A 17,323-nucleotide genomic window follows, 5' to 3' on the forward strand; every position below is an offset into this window, starting at 1 on the left:
GATGCTCTTGGCCAAATAGCTTTGATTAAGCAACGAGCGTAATCTTTTGGCCTTCTCGTACAATTGAGGTAGGCAACACATGTCTGGACGGCTTTGCGTTGTATTCATTCCGGCGCTTTCGGACGCTTTGCAAAGCGCCGAAACGAACAAAGGCTCCCCACTTACAGAGTCCGAAACACTCAAAATCCGTGATAACGCGACGTGTGTTGCAGTTCCATTCGACGTCGCCCTTGATATGGAGAAAGAACGTGGTTTCCGGGATCTGGTAGCTGAGGACTGCTGGAATGAATGGCAGCGACTACGGCTCTCAACGAAGAAATGAGAGGCCGCTCTTGGCCAATCTCTGCCTGTCGTGAGGGCCGTAATCGGCCCAAAACGGAGCCTCCAAGCAAGAATGTTTGCGTCAGCTACGCTATTCCACCAAGCACGATACTGAAAGCGAGGATTGGAATGACAGTTGGCCGCAGAGATGATCTAGCCTACTCCATCCTGTTAATCACTCCGGTTCTCCTTTTCGCCAGCATAGGTGCGAACCCGCTGTATACAGGCAGTGGTTACCTTGTCGCAGTCCCCGCGGCCGTGTTCGTACTGGGCTTGATTTTTCGAACGCCTGCCCTGTTTCTGACTGGTACGACAGCCGCGGCGGTGGCCACACTGTTGATCTACATGAACATCATCACCAGCTTCGACCACCCCGAAGGGTTGTTTGGGCTCGGGCATGTGTTCTCAATGCCCGGCATGTTGGTTGGCGCATCAGCGTCGGCCTGGCTGTTGAGATACCGCGTGAAAGCAAGTTTGCCGTGGATCGTCGCGGGCATTGGCTTTCTGGGAACCGCCTTGGGATTCATGGTCGCCCAGATGGTTGTGTGCAACATCCTGATGTATTGCGGCCCGCTTTCATTTGGGGGTTAACGCAGGAACCGAACGTCCCCTTCTGGCTGAAAGCAGGCGGGTATTACCTTGTTTCAGCTGCGTCAGGAGGCCAGCTCTCATAGAAAGAGCCGCCTACAGGGATCGGGTTGCCATCCATATGGTATGCGGCCCATGCCAGTAGGTGTGCCATGCGTTCGGCAGCAACTGGCGACAGTCCGCAAGATTCTCTGACTTCGTCTAGCCGTACTCGGCAAACATCGAGGTGGCGTCGAACCCCGGAAAATCCGCCAAGATAGAGATAGAACTCGTCGAGAAGGATACCCACACCTGGAACACCATAGGTGCCGGCCACACCTGGTGCCTCCTCATATATGGCCTTCACATCATGGCCTTCCAAGGTCGCGACAGCGGTTAGTACATCGCAAAAAGTATCTTTCATGCTGTTGCTGACCCAGAGGTCATAGCTGCTGCCGATAATGATGGGCGCGCCCATGAGTCTTACTCTGATTTCGATAATGGAATGCTGAAGAAGAGACGGATTCAGCCATGTAGCCAATTTTCAATAGGCCGTCTCCGCTCCGATTATTATCGTTTTGGGCTGGAAAAGGCCATGCGTGGACGGCAGCTCTTGGCCGATAGTGGACATTTTGGCGTTTCAGGTAAATCCGGCAAGGAGAAAGGGCCAATGGACTTCATTATCGATTTGATAGCTCATCGCATCGGCGTGTTTGTGCTGGGTTTGCTGAGTGGCGGCCGTTTCAAGGGTGAGAGTGGTTTTGCCTGGGGCTGGGCAGTTGTCGTCGGTGGACTGATTCTGCTATCTCCGTTTGCAGCAGTCATAGCTGTGCTCGTCTATACCAGTGCCCCGTGATTTCATGTCTGTAATGGGTCAGAAGCTGCATTTCTCGAACGGTAGCTTTTGGCCGGTTGCTGCCGATTGCACCTTTCGCTTCCGACCAATCGCAGACTTTGCACCCAAAGGCGTCGAATTTATCCCCTGAAATAAATCCGGCCTCATTTTTTCCTGGCATCAAACGCATACCAACTGGCGCGCCTTGCCAATGCTCCCCACGACAGTTGGAGATAACCTTCCCTTGGCTTGAATCAATCGGAAGGGGTTTTCATGAGGCAGACAAATCGTGTGGCGCTGGTAACCGGCGCTTCGTCCGGGATGGGCAAGGCTTTCGCGCAGGCTCTGTTGGACGAGGGGATGGTGGTTTATGCGGTTGCCAGACGAGTCGATCAGATGTCTGAGCTGCGCCGCCAGGGAGCGATTACCCTGGCAATGGACATCACCGTCGAACAGGATATCCAGCGTGTTGTGGCTCACATCAAAAAGGATCATGGTGGCGTGGACGTGCTTTTGAACAACGCAGGTTTCGGATTGTATGGTGCGATGGAAGACACCGATATTAACGAAGCCCGCTATCAGTTCGAGGTCAATTTATTCGGGCTGGCAAGACTGACGCAGTCACTGCTGCCCGATATGCGCGAACAACGCAAAGGCACAATCATCAATATCTCCTCCATGGGTGGCAAGGTGTACACACCATTAGGCAGTTGGTACCACGCGACCAAGCATGCGCTGGAGGGGTGGTCTGATTGTCTGCGTCTGGAGCTTCACCCATTCGGGATCAACGTGGTCGTGATAGAGCCTGGGGCCATCGAGACTGAATTTGGGGGCGTATTGCTGGAGCCGATGCTCCGGCGTTCGAAAAACGGCGCTTATCAGGATTTGGCAAAGAAAGTAGCAGCCGCCACCGGGCAGTCTTTAAAACCAGGAACGCTTTCCACGCCTCAGGTCATCGTCGATCTTGTGTTGAAAGCTGTGCGTAGCTCTAATCCCAAAACCCGCTATGTGGGGGGCAAGTATGCGCGGGTGCTGATGAGTATTCGCAAGTGGCTGGGTGACCGCGTTTACGACAAGATAATAATGTCTACGATGCGGTAATGGAGATAACAGAGTGAGACGGGCCTCGCGATTTTCAGTACATCCCGGCTGGGCCTTGCTCATCGCTGATCTCGGCGTGAATGTTGCCGACGTTCTGAAGCTTGCCGGCCTGCCGGATGATCTTTTTGCCCGACAGGATGCGAGCCTTGAGCCGGTGGAATACTGCCGGTTCTGGCTGGCACTGGAGCAACTGACCCAAGGGGAAGAACTGCCCTTGATCATCGGCAGAGCGATTACCGCCGAAGCGTTCGATCCGCCTATTTTTGCAAGCCTGTGCAGTCCGAACCTGGAGGTCGCACTGCGACGCCTTGCGGGCTACAAAGCGCTGATTGGACCTTTGCTGCTGCACATTGATCAGCAGCCTGGCTATCTTGAGGTGCGTGTCGAATTCCCGCTGACTGTACCGTCATGGCCTTCCAGTTGCGCGATGACCGATCTCGTGTTTTTTACCCAGTTGGCACGTCTGGCAACCCGCAAGCGGATCTGCCCTCTGCGCGTGCAACTACCGAATCCACCCGATAACCTTCATCCGTACCTGGAGTTCTTCGGCTGCCCGGTGGTCTCGGGGCAGGAGATCGCGATTCGGTTCAGCGATAGCGATTCGAGGAGGCCATTCCTGACGGCGAACCAGGCCATGTGGGAGTTCTTTCGACCTCTCCTCGACAAGCGCCTGAGCGAACTGGACGTCAATGCGAGCATGCGCAAGCGCGTGCGCGGTCTTTTACTGGAGCTATTGCCCAGTGGCCAAGTGAGTATCGATGCTGTGGCTGGGCGGTTGGCGATCAGCAGGCGTTCATTGCAACGCCATCTGGAAGTTGAGGGTTGCAGCTATCAGGAGGTGCTCGTGGAGACGCGACGCAGCCTTGCCGAGCACTACCTGAGTCACTCACATATCAGCTTCGCCGAGGTAGGGTATTTACTGGGTTTCAACGACGGAAATACTTTCCACCGCGCCTTCAAATCGTGGGTAGGAATAACACCCGGGGTATACCGCTCTCGCTCACTGGGCTTGACCTTGAGCTAAAACAACATCATCAACGCCGCGCCCAGTGTGCCGCGTACCAGACCACCTCCCGATGCGCCGCTGTAAGCAATGATCGCTGCATAATACCGGTCAGTTGCAGTGCTGAAAAAAAAGCGGCGAATGTCGTTGATGTTTTATAGCGGACAGCGCAATAGCTCGAATGATCTTTGGAGAGAACCATCAAGACGTTATCGATTGTGCGGCCCAGTGGCGGTCGTATCGCTTCAGGGGAGAAAACCCTCGAAATTCGCCGGTGGCATCCAGACCTGGATCCTTGCGAAGATCTTCTGATTGTTGAAAACGGACGCTTTCTGCACACCGAGGGTGACGAGGATGCCGACGGCATTGCTGTCGCTATCGTGCGGGTGAAGGCTGTTCGCCCGTTTGTCCTCGCGGACATGCAAGCGGCCTGTGCGAATTACTTCGAGGAGGGTTGGCTCGCATGGGAATTGAGTCATGTCAGGCCGATCACGCACCCTGTGAACATCCGGGCGGCGCGGGGTATTTACGAAGTGGACTTCGTGTTTACCGATAACGGTTGATCATCGGGGTGGGGGCGAGTGGTCGAAAACGCTCCTGATCAATACACACTTTTTCACAAAGACCTCCTCGCAACCATTCAATGGCAGAATCCCCTCAACTTGAAAGTTTTGGAGATCACCATGCTTCGTGTGTTTGAACGAAGACTCGACCCTTTTCCTCCTGACGAGGTGCCACCACCACCCAACGGTTTGGCACGTTTTCTCTGGGCCTGTACGCGGGGCGCTCGCGGTTACATCCTGGTACTGGCGCTGCTGAGTGCCGCGGTGTCGATCTACGAGGCCTGGCTCTTTTCCTTCCTCGGGCAGGTCGTCGATCTGCTCTCGACCTGGCAGGCGGGCGGTGAAGCCGCCGTGCAGGAAAATCGCGTGTTGTGGGGCATGGGCATTGTCATGGTGACCAGTGTCGGGCTGGTGGCTTTGCGTACGATGGTGCAGCACCAGATCTTGGCGATCAACCTGCCGCTGCGGCTGCGCTGGGACTTCCATCGGCTGATGTTGCGGCAAAGCCTTTCGTTTTTTTCCGATGAGTTTTCCGGCCGCGTCACAACCAAGGTGATGCAGACGGCGCTCGCGGTGCGCGACGTGCTCTTCACCCTTATCGAGATCCTCCCCGGGATTGGCGTGTATTTCATCGCGATCATCGCGTTGGCCGGCGGCTTCGCCTTGAAACTGATGTTGCCGTTCATTGGCTGGGCCGTGTTGTTCGCGTTGGCCATGTGGTATTTCGTGCCGCGCCTGGGGAAAGTCGGTCAGGAGCAGGCGAATGCGCGGTCGATGATGACCGGGCGTATCTCCGACGCCTACACCAACATCACCACGGTAAAGCTGTTCTCCCATTCCAACCGTGAAGCGCACTTTGCCCGTGCGGCGATGGAAGATTTCAAACTCACCGGTTTTCGCCAGATGCGTCTGGTCAGTCTGTTCGAAATCGTCAATCAGGCTCTAGTGGTGGGTTTGATCATGTCGGCGGGCGGTTATGCCTTGTGGTTGTGGCATCAGGGCGACGTTGGCGCCGGTGCAGTGGCGGCAATCACCGCCATGGCGTTGCGGATCAATGGCATGTCGAACTGGATCATGTGGCAAATGACTTCGTTGTTCGAAAGCATCGGCACGGTGCAGGACGGCATGGCGACGCTGACCCAGGGCGCCAAGGTCCAGGACGCGCCGGATGCCGGCGTGCTGGTGACCTCCGGCGGCGCGGTGACTTTCGACAAGGTGCGTTTCAACTACAACGGCGAGCGTCAGGTGCTCGATGGCCTGAGCCTGAGTATTCGTCCGGGCGAAAAAATCGGTCTGGTCGGTCGCTCTGGCGCCGGTAAATCCACGCTGATCAACTTGCTGCTGCGCTTCTATGACATCGACAGCGGTGAGATTCGAATCGACGGTCAGAACATTGCCCACGTAACGCAAGATAGCTTGCGCAGTGCGATCGGCATGGTCACGCAAGACACTTCGTTGCTGCACCGTTCCATTCGCGACAACATCGCCTACGGCCGTCCCGATGCCACCGACGCGCAAGTGCGCAGCGCCGCAGCCAGCGCGCAGGCCGATGAGTTCATCAGCCAACTCAGCGACCGCCAGGGCCATAGCGGTTACGACACGCTGGTGGGTGAGCGCGGCATCAAGTTGTCGGGCGGTCAGCGTCAACGCGTGGCGATTGCTCGGGTAATGCTCAAGAACGCGCCGATCCTGCTGCTGGACGAAGCCACCAGCGCCCTGGACTCGGAAGTCGAAGTGGCGATTCAGGAAAGCCTCGATGACATGATGCAGGGCAAAACCGTGATCGCCATTGCCCATCGGTTGTCGACGATTGCGGCCATGGACCGACTGATCGTCATGGACGAAGGCCGCATTATTGAACAGGGCACTCACAGCGAACTGCTTGCGAAGAACGGCGTTTATGCGCGGTTGTGGCAGCATCAGAGCGGTGGTTTTTTGGGGGAGGACAACGGCGTGGTGGAGGCTGCCTGCATACAATGAGCCGGGAGCAAATGATTTTGCAGTAACGAATGCGGTCTCATTTACGACCGCATCTGGCAATTCAAAGCTGAGCCATCAGCACGGCTCAGCGTTCGCCAGGGTTAATGTTTCAAGGGATGTTTAATGACGAGGGATGATTCAGTGGCGAACACCGCAATGAGCATTAGTCAGCTGCAAATCGATATTCAAGAACACTTTCAAAAGTTCGAACGTGCTCCTATCAAAGCTGCATGGCGCAGGCGCGATGCGCGCAGCTGTCTGATTTGGATTGCTGCATGTCTCCCGGGCATCTTATGGGTGACTTTGGAGTTGCCCAGTGTCTCGCTTTATCAATACATCCCCGTGCTGTTTGCCATTTTGATTATCACCATGATCTGCGCGGCACGGATCGCCGATGTGTACTCTCGGATTCGCGCAGAAAGCCTCGGCGCGGACGTGAATGCTTCTCGCACTGATCGTTTGAAGTTGAGGCAAGATTGGCTGTGCATGCGTTATGAGTGTGGCCCCGGTGAGCTTGTCACCAAGGCGAGAGCCCTCAGACAGCTTTGGGAAGAACGGCAGGAAATTCGACGTTTGGCCAGTAACGATACGATGGGGCCGCGCTTCGCTGCGTTCTTTCGGTTGCCCGACTCTGCGCGTTTTATAGGATTGCTGATTGCGATCACGGCAATTATTGCCACTCTGGTGACGTTGGGAAGTAGCATCGACTCAATCTTCGACGCCTTGCAAAACTGGCGGATGCTGATCGCAAATGTGCTTGTTGCCACCTTGTTGTGCGCCGAGTTGATACTGTTGTGGATAATGCTCACGGGCATGATCCGAGAGATTGGCCCTTCGATACTGGAGCAACTCGCAGTGCTGCCACTTTCCAGTCGGCAGGTTTATCGCTACCTGTTGGCCATGCACACTGCTAGCGAGCCGAATGATCTGCAAGGGAAGTGGATTGATCGTTTATTAAGTTTTGCTGCGCTGTTTTTTATACCCATCCCGCGATTGTGCGGGCGAATAAAGGCCTGGGTCTCCTCGCGACTGTCGAGGCTGAACGCCTGACTGCAAACGTCCGCCTGACATGCGATGAGCCAAGAGGGAATTGATCAGATCGTCTGTTCGGTGGACTGCCGACAGATGTTTTCATGGATAGGGGGTGTTTCCATGCCGAAACCGATATTGCACCTGATGTGCGGCAAGATTGCCTCTGGCAAATCTACACTCGCGAAGTCACTGGCAAGCGAGCACCGCGCGATTCTTTTGAGTGAAGATCAGTGGATTTCAAGGCTCTACCCCGGCGAAGTGCAAACGGTGCAGGACTACGTGCGCTGTGCAAAACGCATTCGCCATGTATTGGGGCCTTTGGTTATCGATTTGTCAGGTGCAGGGCTTGATGTGGTTTTGGACTTTCCGGCGAATACTGTGGCGGATCGCGAGTGGCTACGAGGTCTGGCGGACGCTGCTGGATCGCCGCATTGCCTGCATTATCTGGATGTTGATGACGACACTTGCCGAGCCAGATTGCATGCTCGCAATGAGCGGGGAGGGCATGACTTTGCGGCGACCGATGCGGAGTTTGATTTGATCACTGGCTACTTTCAGGTTCCGGAAGAGGTGGAGGGATTGGTGATCGTTCGGCATTGTCCGTGAGTGCCTGAGGGGGGACAGGTCAGTGCCGCTCAAGAGTTGAGTGACTGGTATCGGCCAGAAGCGGACGCTCCCGAGTATTGACTTTATCAGCGGAGATTCAGGGCTGGGGTTGAGTTGAGTTGAGTTGAGTTGAGGCAAAGCTAATCCCCAAGCTCGAATTGCTGAAACCCTACACGCCTGACGTAAACCCAAAAGTCATGTCTTGGCTCATACTGCTCCATGCATACCCTGTGAACCTGGCGCAGTTCATCTTCGTCGATCAGGATACGATCCCAGTCGAAGTCAGGGTTCGTGGAAATGGCGTAACTAGGGTAAGGTTTGTCGAGATCGAAGTGGATCGAGTAAACGAAAAACGGAGATTCCCCCGGCATGTAGGTTTCGTACAACCGCATCAGTTCGGGCATCTGTGCTTTACAGTGCTGTTCGGCGAACTTCAGTACTTGGGGTAAATCATCCCACGCGGCGTTGACCGCGCGTTGCGCGGCGGCGACCCTGGCGCGAGGTGGCTCGTCATTGCGATGTTGGATGTAAATCAATCGGCTGCCGAATTGGTATTCGCATTGCCAGACACCCGATGCAGCACGCCAGTGGCCAAGCATGGATTCGGTCAGTAAGTTGATGCCCATATGGGTGCCACACAGATTAAAAGGTGTTCAGGGTACCCTCTCAAATACCGACCTGGGAAGGCAGTAGGCGTTTGGGCTATTTTCCCGAAACCCATGGGGATCTAACCGGCAGCATTGGGACGAAAGCAGCTTCTTGTAAAGGGCGGCTTTTGGCCGATTGCTGCCGCTCACGAGTGACCGCTCTCGGCCAATAGCAACCGTGCGATTTCGCCTGCCAATTAACCCATAACGGCCGGTCAGCACTCACGGAAATCGGGAGGCTATTGCCTATCGCTGTTATGCAATCTGCTCAACCGCCGGCAGGCTGGCCCAGGTGCTCACCGGTTCACGTCGCGAGCGCACTGCCAGAAGGCGCCGGGGTTCACAAAGTCGTGAACCCCGTACTCCATTTTAATTTACCATTCGCAGGCGGTCCGTTCCGGCGCCGCTCAGCCCACCCCTGCATTCCGAATTTCAAATGGAAGGATCCCCGCTTCATGTCCACTACTTGGTTCCGCGCACTCGCCTTGCCCAGCCTGTTAGTCCTCGCCAGCTGCACCACTGCAACGACAACCGTATCGACGCCTGTTACCTCCAAGGCCATCGAAGCCTTCGTCGACATCTGTCTGAAGACCGCCCCCTCATTCGCCGGCTCTGCTGAAGCGGCCAAGCGATTCGGCATCAACGACCTCCAGGACATGGGCTTCACGCGCATCGGCTTCACCGCGGACAAAAACCTCTCAGTGCAACTTTCCGAAAAGGAATGCGTCGTTACCACTCCGGAGCAACCCGACGACAGCCTGACCCGCCAACTGCTGAGTGCCGCGCAGGCTTACTCGCAAACGCCGGTAGCAGATCGTGTGCCATCGAAGGTGCGTATCCAGGACAACAACTTTATTCTTCAGCATGACCGAAACGGCGGTGAAGCTTATGTGCTGTTGCGGAACAAGTAATTAGCACTTATACCCCGCGTACAAAAAAAGCCCGCAAAGTGGGCTTTTTTTGTGTCGGCAATTTAACGTAAATGCCGTTCTATCTATCTGCCCCTTGAGGCCGCAATCGACCCAAAACCGGCATCAGGCGAAGGATGCTCTTGGCAACCAGCATATTCCTCGCAGATCAGCGCCATCGGCCGACAGCGCCCGGTTCGCTATGTGCAGTGAGCAAGGCGAGGGCTCAGCCAACCATCACCTCGTCCAGCGCCTGCTCAAGCGTACTCAGCGTGCGCTCGATATTGTGCAGCTTTTCCAGTCCGAACAGACCGATGCGAAAAGTCTGGAAATCGGCCGGTTCGTCGCATTGCAACGGTACTCCGGCGGCGATCTGCAGGCCGTGGCTGGCAAATTTCTTGCCGTTCTTGATGTCGGCGTCATCGGTGTAGCTGACCACCACGCCAGGCGCCTGAAAGCCCGGGGCGGCCACGCTTTTGATGCCTTTGCCGGTCAACATCGCGCGCACCTGATCGCCCAGCGCCTGCTGTTCGTCGCGGACCTTGTCGAAGCCGTAGGCTTGCGTCTCTTTCATCACTTCGTTGAAGCGTGCGAGGGAATCGCTGGGCATGGTCGCATGGTAGGCATGTCCGCCCTGTTCGTAGGCCTGCATGATCTGCAGCCACTTTTTCAGGTCGCAGGCGAAGCTGCTGCTTTGCGTTTGCTCGATGCGTTCGAGGGCCAAGGCACTGAACATCACCAGGGCGCAGCAAGGGGAGGCGCTCCAGCCTTTTTGCGGTGCGCTGATCAGCAGGTCGACCGCGCATTTGTGCATATCCACCCACAGCGCGCCTGAGGCGATGCAGTCCAGCACGAACAGACCACCGACCGCATGCACGGCGTCGCCGACGGCTCGCATGTAATCGTCGGGCAGGATAATCCCTGAGGAGGTTTCAACGTGGGGGGCGAAGACAATCTGCGGCTTCTGCGCCGCAATGGTTGCCAGCACTTCGGCCAGTGGGGGCGGGGCGTAGGCCGCTTGGTGGCCCGTTTCGACCGGGCGTGCTTTCAGTACCGTGGTGGCCGCCGGGATCTTGCCCGTCTCAAGGATCTGGCTCCAGCGATAACTGAACCAGCCATTGCGTATCACCAGGCATTGCTGGTCGGTGGCAAACTGTCGCGCCACCGCTTCCATGCCGAATGTGCCACTGCCCGGAACCACCGCAACAGCTTCGGCGTTGTAGACCTGTTTCAGGGTCCTGGAGATGTTCTTCATCACGTCTTGAAATGACTGCGACATGTGGTTCAACGAGCGGTCGGTGTAGACCACCGAGTACTCGATCAGCCCCTCGGGATCGATACTGGGATAGAGCTTTGACATAGATGACTCCTTTGGCAGAGATTTCAGTGGTATCGACCCTGCCCCAAGCGTTCAAGAGGGGCAGCAACCGACCCAATATAGCTGACCAGCGTTTTTGCGCCCCCGCCGTCAGCCAATGATGAGCGTACCGATGGCAATCACCGCGCAGGCCAGTGTCTTTTGCCCCGACCGAGAATGTAGGGTGAGAATTGGTTTCTCAGCAAAATGTACTCTTCAGTTACTGCATCGATTCAGCACTGCTTGTATCCTTGCTTCCCGAATAGGATGAATGACTGCCGCCATTGCCTTGACCCCATGTTGCTGGAGCGGAAAACCGGACTTTCCAAAAGGTAGTAACGTGAAGCGTGATTCCCACCTGGTTGTGCTTTTGCTGCTGGTCATCGGTTGTTCCCTGGCGTCTTTGACGGTCTGGAAGGTATTGGCCTCTCGAGAGCGAGCACTGGCGGAGGTCGACGTCCATGGTTTGAACCTTACCCAGGCCCTGGCGACTTACTCCGAAGGCATTGTCCGTCAGAGCTCGCTGCTTTTGCTCGGGCTCGTCGAGCGTCTGGAAACTGAAGGCAGCGGTCCTGCACAGATTCAACGGCTGCGTGCTTTGGTCGACCGCCAGGAGCCGCTGATGCCACAGCTCAGTGGTATCACGATCTACGATAATCAGGGTCGTTGGTTGATGTCCTCCAACCGGCCTATTCCAGCAGGTGCGAACAGCAGTGATCGGGTGTATTTCATTCATCACCGCGACGATCCTTCCCGCGAGACCTTTATTGGTCCGCCCATCCAGAGCCGTTCCAACCAGGAATGGGTGATCACCGTCAGCCGGCGTTTCAATGGTCCTGGCGGCGAGTTTGCCGGCGTGGTGGCGGTTACCCTGGGGATCGAAAACTTCCTGCGATTGTTCGGGAAGATCGACGTGGGGCAGGAGGGGGCTATCGGTTTGTCCTATACCGACGGAACGTTGCTCGTTCGCTATCCATTCCGTGAGCAGGACATGGGGCGCAATTTTTCCAATTCGCCCATCTATGCCAAGTATCTCGTCGATCGATCTGTCGGCACCGCCTCATTTACCTCCAGTCTGGACGGCGTGGAGCGCCTCTATGCCTTCCGCAAAAGTGACCGGCTGCCGCTGATAACGACTGTTGCACTAGGCAAACGCGAAGCCCTCGCCGCGTGGCGAACGGAGGCATTGCTCTCGGCGGTGGTGGTAACGGGTTTGCTGGGGCTGACAGGGCTCATCGGCTGGTTTCTGATTCTGGATATCCGTCGGCGTACCGAGGCAGAAGATCAGTTGCGCGGGGCTCAGCAGCAGTTGCTTTCATCGAACCGGCAACTTGAGTTGCTGGCAATGAGGGATGCCCTGACCGGTCTGGCCAATCGGCGTTGCTTTGATGAAAGCCTTGCCATGGAGGCGCGGCGAGCACAGCGTAACGGCACGACGCTGGCATTGCTGATGATTGATATCGACTACTTCAAGCGCTTTAACGATTCCCTCGGGCATGTGGCGGGAGACGCGTGTTTGCAGACGGTGGGCAGAATCTTCGAGGGCTGCGTAAGGCGACCGTCGGATCTGGTGGCACGTTATGGCGGAGAGGAGATCGGCATCATCATGCCTGATACCGACGCTGACGGGGCCGCAGTGGTGGCGCAACTCATCCTCGACCGTTTGCAGCAAGAGAACATTGCGCACAACACCAGCCCGCTCGGTCGGCTGAGTGTGAGCATCGGGATTGCTACCGCTAGCGGCACCCGGCTGGACAATTTACAGGGGTTGATCGAAGTGGCAGATCAGGCTCTGTACAACGCCAAGGCATTGGGACGTAATCAGTTTGTGAGGGGAGGGATGTAACAAGGTGCGCTGGCTCACCGGGCTGGCACGCAAGCCCGTCCGTCCAGAACTCGGCACTCCCATGGGTTGATCGCCTCTGAACTTCAAGCACGGACTTCCCGCGCCTTGTTAGGAGAGCCAGCATGGACATTGATGAGAAAGCGCCAGGCAACACGTCTCAGCAGGAAGTGACACGCACCACGGACAATGAAACCGGGCACGACCCACGGCGCGATGAACCTGAGGTGCCGCTGCCAGCGGACGACGAAGCGCCGGTCGAAGAAGACATGAGCGACGTGGAGGCCAATAACTCGGTGTCGAGTGAGCATCCTTAGCTAAAACCTTGAGCTTCGCGCTGTATCTGTGGCGAGGGAGCTTGCTCCCGCCGGGCTGCGCAGCAGACCCTCTTTTGTGTAAAAGAAGGGCCGCGTCGCGCCCCAGCGGGAGCAAGCTCCCTCGCCACAAATTAATGTTGGTTCGGGTAGAGGTTTTTATGGCCTGCAATCAGAGCGACGCTTTCACCTGTAAACCCACCACCAACGCATTGTCGATGTTCTGCCCGGAAAAAGCCCCCGGCTCGATGATGTACTGCAGATTCGGGCGCAGGGTCAGCCAAGGCGTTGCCTGATACCCGTAGCCGAGTTCGATCAATTGTTCGGCGCTGTCCAGATTCGGGAACGCCGTGCCGTTATTCAACGCGGCATCTTGCTGCACATCGCGACTGCGCGGATTGGGCACCGCACGGCCGTAGCCCAGAGCGACGGTGTCACGCGGGCGGCCTTCGAACGGTTTGTACAGAACGACGCCGGTGCCGTACCACTTGCTGAACGGCGAAGCGGCTTCACTGGCCGCCGAGTATTGACCGAAGGCATGCAGACTGCGGCCCTCGGACGTCTCGGAACGCCACACCGCCTGATCGATCAGCAAATAATGACCACCACGACCGGACACTTCCTTATCGCTGCCAATGCGCTTCACATCAGAGCTGTCGTAGTAGTAGCCGACCTTGTATTCACCCGGCAATTGACCCGCGTGCTTGTACACCAGTTCGATCGGCACCACGGTGCCTGTGGTGTGTTTCGGCCCAAGGTGCCAGGCGCGGCTGGAATTGCCGTTGCTGTCGGGATCGACATTGAACGCGGCCACACGCAGTTGCCATTCAGGCGACAGATCGTATTTCACCCGCACGCCGAGGCGGGCGTTGGGGTAGTTGGTCCAGCCGCTGCCGCCGGACATGTTCAACGGATGCCCGCAGAAACCGGCGTTCATGAAGTTGCAGAGGATGCCGCTGTCGAGGCCACCGAGGTCATTGCCCATGGCCATGTAACCCAGCTTCACGTTCAGTGCCGGAGTCAACAGGCTGCGCTCGTAGCTCAGTTCGGTCAGGCGCGTATAGAGCCCACCGTAGTTTTCCTGGATCGGCAGACGGTTGCCGACCAGATCTTCGGAAGCGCTGTTGCCGCGGCGGTCATTGATGCTCAGTTGGACCTTGCCGGCATTGTCGACGCCGTACAGTTTGCTCAGGTCGAATTGCACGCCGAGCTTGATGTTCTGCGAGTAACGGGCCGAACGGTGCAGACCGCCGTCGGCGTTATAGGCCGTCTCGCCACTGTAGTCGCCGGTGAATTTGACGCCGTCCTCGTCCATCTGGTGGCGCAAACCGCCCCAGTCGCCGGTGAGGGTATTGCGGGTCAAAAGGTTCGAATCATCGGAGGCGAAGGCGGGCAGGGCGGCGCTGCAGGTCAGGCCCAACAGCACGCCGTTGAGCCAGCCGGTATGAGTAAAACGAAACATGACAATCTTCCTGCTGAAATCTTTATCGATTGCGCAAAGCAGTGCGGCACCCGCAGGTGCCGCACTGAAAAGAAAGCGCCCGTGTTGAACACGGGCGCAGCCGCTTACGGTAAGGCGTAAGCCATCACGTAGTCGCCGCGATCGGTCGACTGACGCGCGCCACCGGCGGTGATGACGATGTATTGTTTGCCGGTTTTCGGCGAAACGTAGGTCATCGGGCCGCCCTGGCTGCCCACTGGCAGGCGGGCTTTCCAGACTTCTTCACCGTTGCCGCTGTTGAAGGCGCGCAGGTAGAAGTCCTGAGTACCGGCGATGAAAATCAAGCCACCTTGGGTCGACAGGGTGCCGCCGAGGGTCGGCAGGCCGATCTTGATTGGCAAGTGCATGCGGATGCCCAGCGGACCGGTGTCTTCGACGGTGCCAACCGGAACCTGCCAGGCGACTTTCTGGGTTTTCATGTCGATGGCGGTCAGCGTGCCGAACGGCGGCGCCTGGCAAGGAATGCCGGCGACCGACAGGAAGCGGTTCTTGTTCACCGCATACGGCGTGCCTTTCAGCGGCACAGCGCCCATGCCGGTGTTCAGCGCTTCGCCACCGGAGGCCGCCTGCGCCTTGTTCTGCGACGGGATCATCTGAATCCACAAGCCCAGACGCATGTCGTTGACGAAGATGAAACCGTGCACCGGGTCAGTGGAGATGCTGCCCCAGTTCATGCCGCCCAACGAGCCCGGAAAGCTCAGGGATTTGTCGGTGCCCGGCGCGGTGTACAAGCCGTCGTAGCGCATGCCTTTGAAGTCGATGCGGCAGAGCAACTGATCGTAAGGGGTCGCGCCCCACATGTCCGATTCGGTCAGGTGCTGAGCACCGATCTGCGGCATGCCCACCGATTTTGGCTGGGTTGGCGAGTAAGGCTCGTTCGGAATGTTCGCCGCTTTGACCGGCACTTCTTTGACTTCGGTCAGCGGTTTGCCGGTGGCACGGTCGAGCACGTAGATCTGCCCGGCCTTGGTGCCGATCACCAGCGCCGGTATGGATTTACCGTCCTTGGTGAAGTCGATCAGGCTTGGCTGCATCGGCAGGTCAAAGTCCCACAGATCGTTGTGCACGGTCTGGAACACCCACTTTTCTTCGCCGCTGTTGGCGTCCAGCGCGAGGATCGAAGCGCCGTAGGTGTGATCGAGTTTGCTGCGCTCGACACCGTAGATGTCGGTGGAGGAACTGCCCATCGGCAGGAACACGGTGTTGGTCGCCGCGTCGTAGGACATCGGCGCCCAGCTGTTTGGCGTGCTGCGCACATAGGTGCTGCCGTCGGCCGGAGCCTTTTTATCCTGCGGATTGCCCGGGTCGAAAGCCCAACGCATGGCGCCGGTCATCACGTCGAAACCACGGATCACGCCGCCCGGCATGTCGGTCTGCACGTTGTCGGCCACGCGACCGCCAACCACCACGGTGGTGCCGGCCATCAGCGGGGCGGAGGACAATTGGTAGTAGCTGTCCGGGACATCACCCAGACCGGCCTTCAGATCGACCTGACCGTTGTCGCCAAAACCCTGGCAGAACTCGCCGGTGTCAGCATCGACCGCGATCAGACGGGCGTCGATGGTGTTGGTCAGCAAGCGGCGCTGGCAGTTGGCAGCGGGGGCGGGTGCAGCCTCGGGAGTGACTGGCGAGCTGCTCGGTTTGGCGACGGCGGCAGTGGCGTCGAAATACGCCATGCCACGGCAACGCTGCCAGACTTTCGACTGGGCGTTGATGGCGTTTTTCCAGAGTTCCTTGCCGGTGTCGGCATCCAGCGCGATCAGGTTGTTATGCGGGGTGCAGATGAACACCTTGTTGCCGACCTGCAGCGGGGTGAGTTGGTCTTCGGCACCGTTGCCATCGCTCAGGGCGACATCACCAGTGTGGTAAGTCCACGCCACTTTCAATTTGTCGACGTTGTTACGGTTGATCTGATCCAGCGCAGCGAAGCGGCTGCCGCCCTCGGTATTACCGTAGTGCGCCCAGTCTTTCTGCGCCTTGTCCGGCTCGACCGGGGTCAGGCCCGGGCCAGTGCCGGTGGCGGCGACAGTCGGGTGCGCAACGAACATGTTGCCGGCCGCGACAGCCACACCGATGGCGAGTACAGCGGCCAGCGCATAAGCGCCGCGCCCTGGAACACCGCCGTTGGCACGTTTGAGCAGTGGATACACCAGCGCCACGACCACGCCGATGGCGCTGAACATGAACAGGCGCGAGAACACCGGCCAGAACACCAGCCCGGCGTCGCTCACCGCCCAGATCGCTGTTCCGACCAGGAACGCCGCAAACAACCACGCGCCGGCCGGTTTGAAGCGAGCGATCAGCAGGCCGGAAACAGCCATCACCAGGCCACCCAACAGGAAGTACCACGAGCCTCCCAGGCTGACCAATTTCACGCCACCAGCAGCGAGTGCCAGACCGAGCAGGGCGATGACCACGCCCAGCCCGACCAGAATGAATTTTGATATGCCCGAGAGGCGTTGACTCTGCTTCACGTTGAATGTCCCGTTGAAATGAGGCGTGCATTATATAGATAGGTAACTACCTAGTTAAATCACTATTTCTGAGGGAAGCGTAGTTCGCTGCTCAAACCCGTGCCAACAGGGGGAGCGGTGCAATGGCTATAGCTCGACGCAATTATCCAAAGGTCGTGGAAAGCGCTGTTTATGTCAGAAGGTCTGGTACTTATGACAGCTCTAAAAATTCTCCAATAATTCGGCGATTAACCGACATACGGCAGGAGTCAGAGCTTTCCCTCCACACAAT

17 protein-coding genes are annotated in these 17,323 nt (G+C 57.4%); 12 read left to right on the forward strand and 5 right to left on the reverse strand.

Annotation, left to right across the window (positions count from 1 at the left end; all coding sequences use genetic code 11):
* Positions 1-79 precede the first annotated feature (79 nt).
* Together ACIONG_RS00895 and ACIONG_RS00900 are read left to right on the forward strand one after the other, a co-directional pair.
* The gene (locus ACIONG_RS00895) at positions 80-322 is read left to right on the forward strand and encodes a hypothetical protein (RefSeq protein WP_249412129.1); all 243 of its coding nucleotides are present in this window, start codon (positions 80-82) and stop codon (positions 320-322) included.
* A 128-nt stretch (positions 323-450) separates the two neighbouring features.
* Complete coding sequence (locus tag ACIONG_RS00900; RefSeq protein WP_401296062.1) at positions 451-912, forward strand: hypothetical protein; 462 nt, start codon at positions 451-453, stop codon at positions 910-912.
* Between the two features lie 43 nt (positions 913-955).
* Here the strand turns inward: ACIONG_RS00900 and ACIONG_RS00905 are convergent, their stop codons facing one another.
* Positions 956-1,366: a hypothetical protein gene (locus tag ACIONG_RS00905; RefSeq protein ID WP_103301938.1), complete on the reverse strand. Its 411-nt coding sequence runs from the start codon at positions 1,364-1,366 to the stop codon at positions 956-958.
* A 27-nt stretch (positions 1,367-1,393) separates the two neighbouring features.
* Here ACIONG_RS00905 and ACIONG_RS00910 point away from each other — a divergent pair, with 27 nt between their 5' ends.
* From ACIONG_RS00910 to ACIONG_RS00940, 7 genes are all read left to right on the forward strand, one after another.
* Positions 1,394-1,744, forward strand: a complete 351-nt coding sequence (locus tag ACIONG_RS00910; RefSeq protein WP_256583433.1) for a hypothetical protein — start codon at positions 1,394-1,396, stop codon at positions 1,742-1,744.
* A gap of 252 nt (positions 1,745-1,996) precedes the next feature.
* A complete protein-coding gene (locus ACIONG_RS00915; RefSeq protein WP_401296067.1) occupies positions 1,997-2,824 on the forward strand; it encodes an oxidoreductase in 828 nt (275 codons plus the stop codon).
* 55 nt (positions 2,825-2,879) lie between these two features.
* On the forward strand, positions 2,880-3,848 hold the full coding sequence (locus ACIONG_RS00920) for an AraC family transcriptional regulator (protein ID WP_218276670.1): 969 nt from the start codon (positions 2,880-2,882) through the stop codon (positions 3,846-3,848).
* Between the two features lie 167 nt (positions 3,849-4,015).
* On the forward strand, positions 4,016-4,390 hold the full coding sequence (locus tag ACIONG_RS00925; protein ID WP_213028625.1) for an ASCH domain-containing protein: 375 nt from the start codon (positions 4,016-4,018) through the stop codon (positions 4,388-4,390).
* A 120-nt stretch (positions 4,391-4,510) separates the two neighbouring features.
* Positions 4,511-6,370 carry an ABC transporter ATP-binding protein gene (locus tag ACIONG_RS00930; RefSeq protein WP_401296070.1) on the forward strand — a complete coding sequence of 620 codons (1,860 nt, stop codon included), beginning with the start codon at positions 4,511-4,513 and terminating at the stop codon, positions 6,368-6,370.
* Between the two features lie 156 nt (positions 6,371-6,526).
* Complete coding sequence (locus ACIONG_RS00935; RefSeq protein ID WP_103302439.1) at positions 6,527-7,420, forward strand: hypothetical protein; 894 nt, start codon at positions 6,527-6,529, stop codon at positions 7,418-7,420.
* A gap of 102 nt (positions 7,421-7,522) precedes the next feature.
* Positions 7,523-8,008, forward strand: coding sequence for an AAA family ATPase (locus ACIONG_RS00940; RefSeq protein WP_401296072.1), 486 nt, complete (start codon positions 7,523-7,525; stop codon positions 8,006-8,008).
* A 140-nt stretch (positions 8,009-8,148) separates the two neighbouring features.
* On the opposite strand, the gene ACIONG_RS00945 is transcribed toward ACIONG_RS00940, so the two are convergent.
* The gene (locus tag ACIONG_RS00945; RefSeq protein ID WP_401296074.1) at positions 8,149-8,634 is read right to left on the reverse strand and encodes a hypothetical protein; all 486 of its coding nucleotides are present in this window, start codon (positions 8,632-8,634) and stop codon (positions 8,149-8,151) included.
* 476 nt (positions 8,635-9,110) lie between these two features.
* Here ACIONG_RS00945 and ACIONG_RS00950 point away from each other — a divergent pair, with 476 nt between their 5' ends.
* Entirely contained in the window at positions 9,111-9,566 is a 456-nt protein-coding gene (locus ACIONG_RS00950; protein WP_103301944.1) for a hypothetical protein, read from the forward strand.
* Positions 9,567-9,789: 223 nt separating this feature from the next.
* On the opposite strand, the gene ACIONG_RS00955 is transcribed toward ACIONG_RS00950, so the two are convergent.
* On the reverse strand, positions 9,790-10,923 hold the full coding sequence (locus ACIONG_RS00955; protein ID WP_401296076.1) for an aminotransferase class V-fold PLP-dependent enzyme: 1,134 nt from the start codon (positions 10,921-10,923) through the stop codon (positions 9,790-9,792).
* A gap of 337 nt (positions 10,924-11,260) precedes the next feature.
* Between ACIONG_RS00955 and ACIONG_RS00960 the strand changes: the two genes are divergently transcribed.
* Both ACIONG_RS00960 and ACIONG_RS00965 read left to right on the forward strand, forming a co-directional pair.
* Positions 11,261-12,766: a diguanylate cyclase gene (locus ACIONG_RS00960; protein ID WP_401296078.1), complete on the forward strand. Its 1,506-nt coding sequence runs from the start codon at positions 11,261-11,263 to the stop codon at positions 12,764-12,766.
* 122 nt (positions 12,767-12,888) lie between these two features.
* Positions 12,889-13,080, forward strand: a complete 192-nt coding sequence (locus ACIONG_RS00965) for a hypothetical protein (protein ID WP_103301947.1) — start codon at positions 12,889-12,891, stop codon at positions 13,078-13,080.
* Positions 13,081-13,249: 169 nt separating this feature from the next.
* Here ACIONG_RS00965 and ACIONG_RS00970 read toward each other — a convergent pair whose 3' ends face one another.
* Together ACIONG_RS00970 and ACIONG_RS00975 are read right to left on the reverse strand one after the other, a co-directional pair.
* Positions 13,250-14,539 carry a carbohydrate porin gene (locus ACIONG_RS00970; RefSeq protein ID WP_401296080.1) on the reverse strand — a complete coding sequence of 430 codons (1,290 nt, stop codon included), beginning with the start codon at positions 14,537-14,539 and terminating at the stop codon, positions 13,250-13,252.
* A gap of 104 nt (positions 14,540-14,643) precedes the next feature.
* The gene (locus tag ACIONG_RS00975; protein ID WP_401296082.1) at positions 14,644-17,052 is read right to left on the reverse strand and encodes a glucose/quinate/shikimate family membrane-bound PQQ-dependent dehydrogenase; all 2,409 of its coding nucleotides are present in this window, start codon (positions 17,050-17,052) and stop codon (positions 14,644-14,646) included.
* Positions 17,053-17,323: the final 271 nt, after the last annotated feature.

It is taken from the genome of Pseudomonas sp. NPDC087817, from assembly GCF_044742875.1.
Classification (GTDB): Bacteria; Pseudomonadota; Gammaproteobacteria; order Pseudomonadales; family Pseudomonadaceae; genus Aquipseudomonas.

Coding starts and splice junctions, on each gene's coding strand:
- ACIONG_RS00895 (WP_249412129.1), top strand. CDS start 80: ATGTCTGGACGGCTTTGCGTTGTATTCATTCCGGCGCTTTCGGACGCT.
- ACIONG_RS00900 (WP_401296062.1), top strand. CDS start 451: ATGACAGTTGGCCGCAGAGATGATCTAGCCTACTCCATCCTGTTAATC.
- ACIONG_RS00905 (WP_103301938.1), bottom strand. CDS start 1,366: ATGGGCGCGCCCATCATTATCGGCAGCAGCTATGACCTCTGGGTCAGC.
- ACIONG_RS00910 (WP_256583433.1), top strand. CDS start 1,394: ATGCTGAAGAAGAGACGGATTCAGCCATGTAGCCAATTTTCAATAGGC.
- ACIONG_RS00915 (WP_401296067.1), top strand. CDS start 1,997: ATGAGGCAGACAAATCGTGTGGCGCTGGTAACCGGCGCTTCGTCCGGG.
- ACIONG_RS00930 (WP_401296070.1), top strand. CDS start 4,511: ATGCTTCGTGTGTTTGAACGAAGACTCGACCCTTTTCCTCCTGACGAG.
- ACIONG_RS00935 (WP_103302439.1), top strand. CDS start 6,527: ATGAGCATTAGTCAGCTGCAAATCGATATTCAAGAACACTTTCAAAAG.
- ACIONG_RS00940 (WP_401296072.1), top strand. CDS start 7,523: ATGCCGAAACCGATATTGCACCTGATGTGCGGCAAGATTGCCTCTGGC.
- ACIONG_RS00945 (WP_401296074.1), bottom strand. CDS start 8,634: ATGGGCATCAACTTACTGACCGAATCCATGCTTGGCCACTGGCGTGCT.
- ACIONG_RS00950 (WP_103301944.1), top strand. CDS start 9,111: ATGTCCACTACTTGGTTCCGCGCACTCGCCTTGCCCAGCCTGTTAGTC.
- ACIONG_RS00955 (WP_401296076.1), bottom strand. CDS start 10,923: ATGTCAAAGCTCTATCCCAGTATCGATCCCGAGGGGCTGATCGAGTAC.
- ACIONG_RS00965 (WP_103301947.1), top strand. CDS start 12,889: ATGGACATTGATGAGAAAGCGCCAGGCAACACGTCTCAGCAGGAAGTG.
- ACIONG_RS00970 (WP_401296080.1), bottom strand. CDS start 14,539: ATGTTTCGTTTTACTCATACCGGCTGGCTCAACGGCGTGCTGTTGGGC.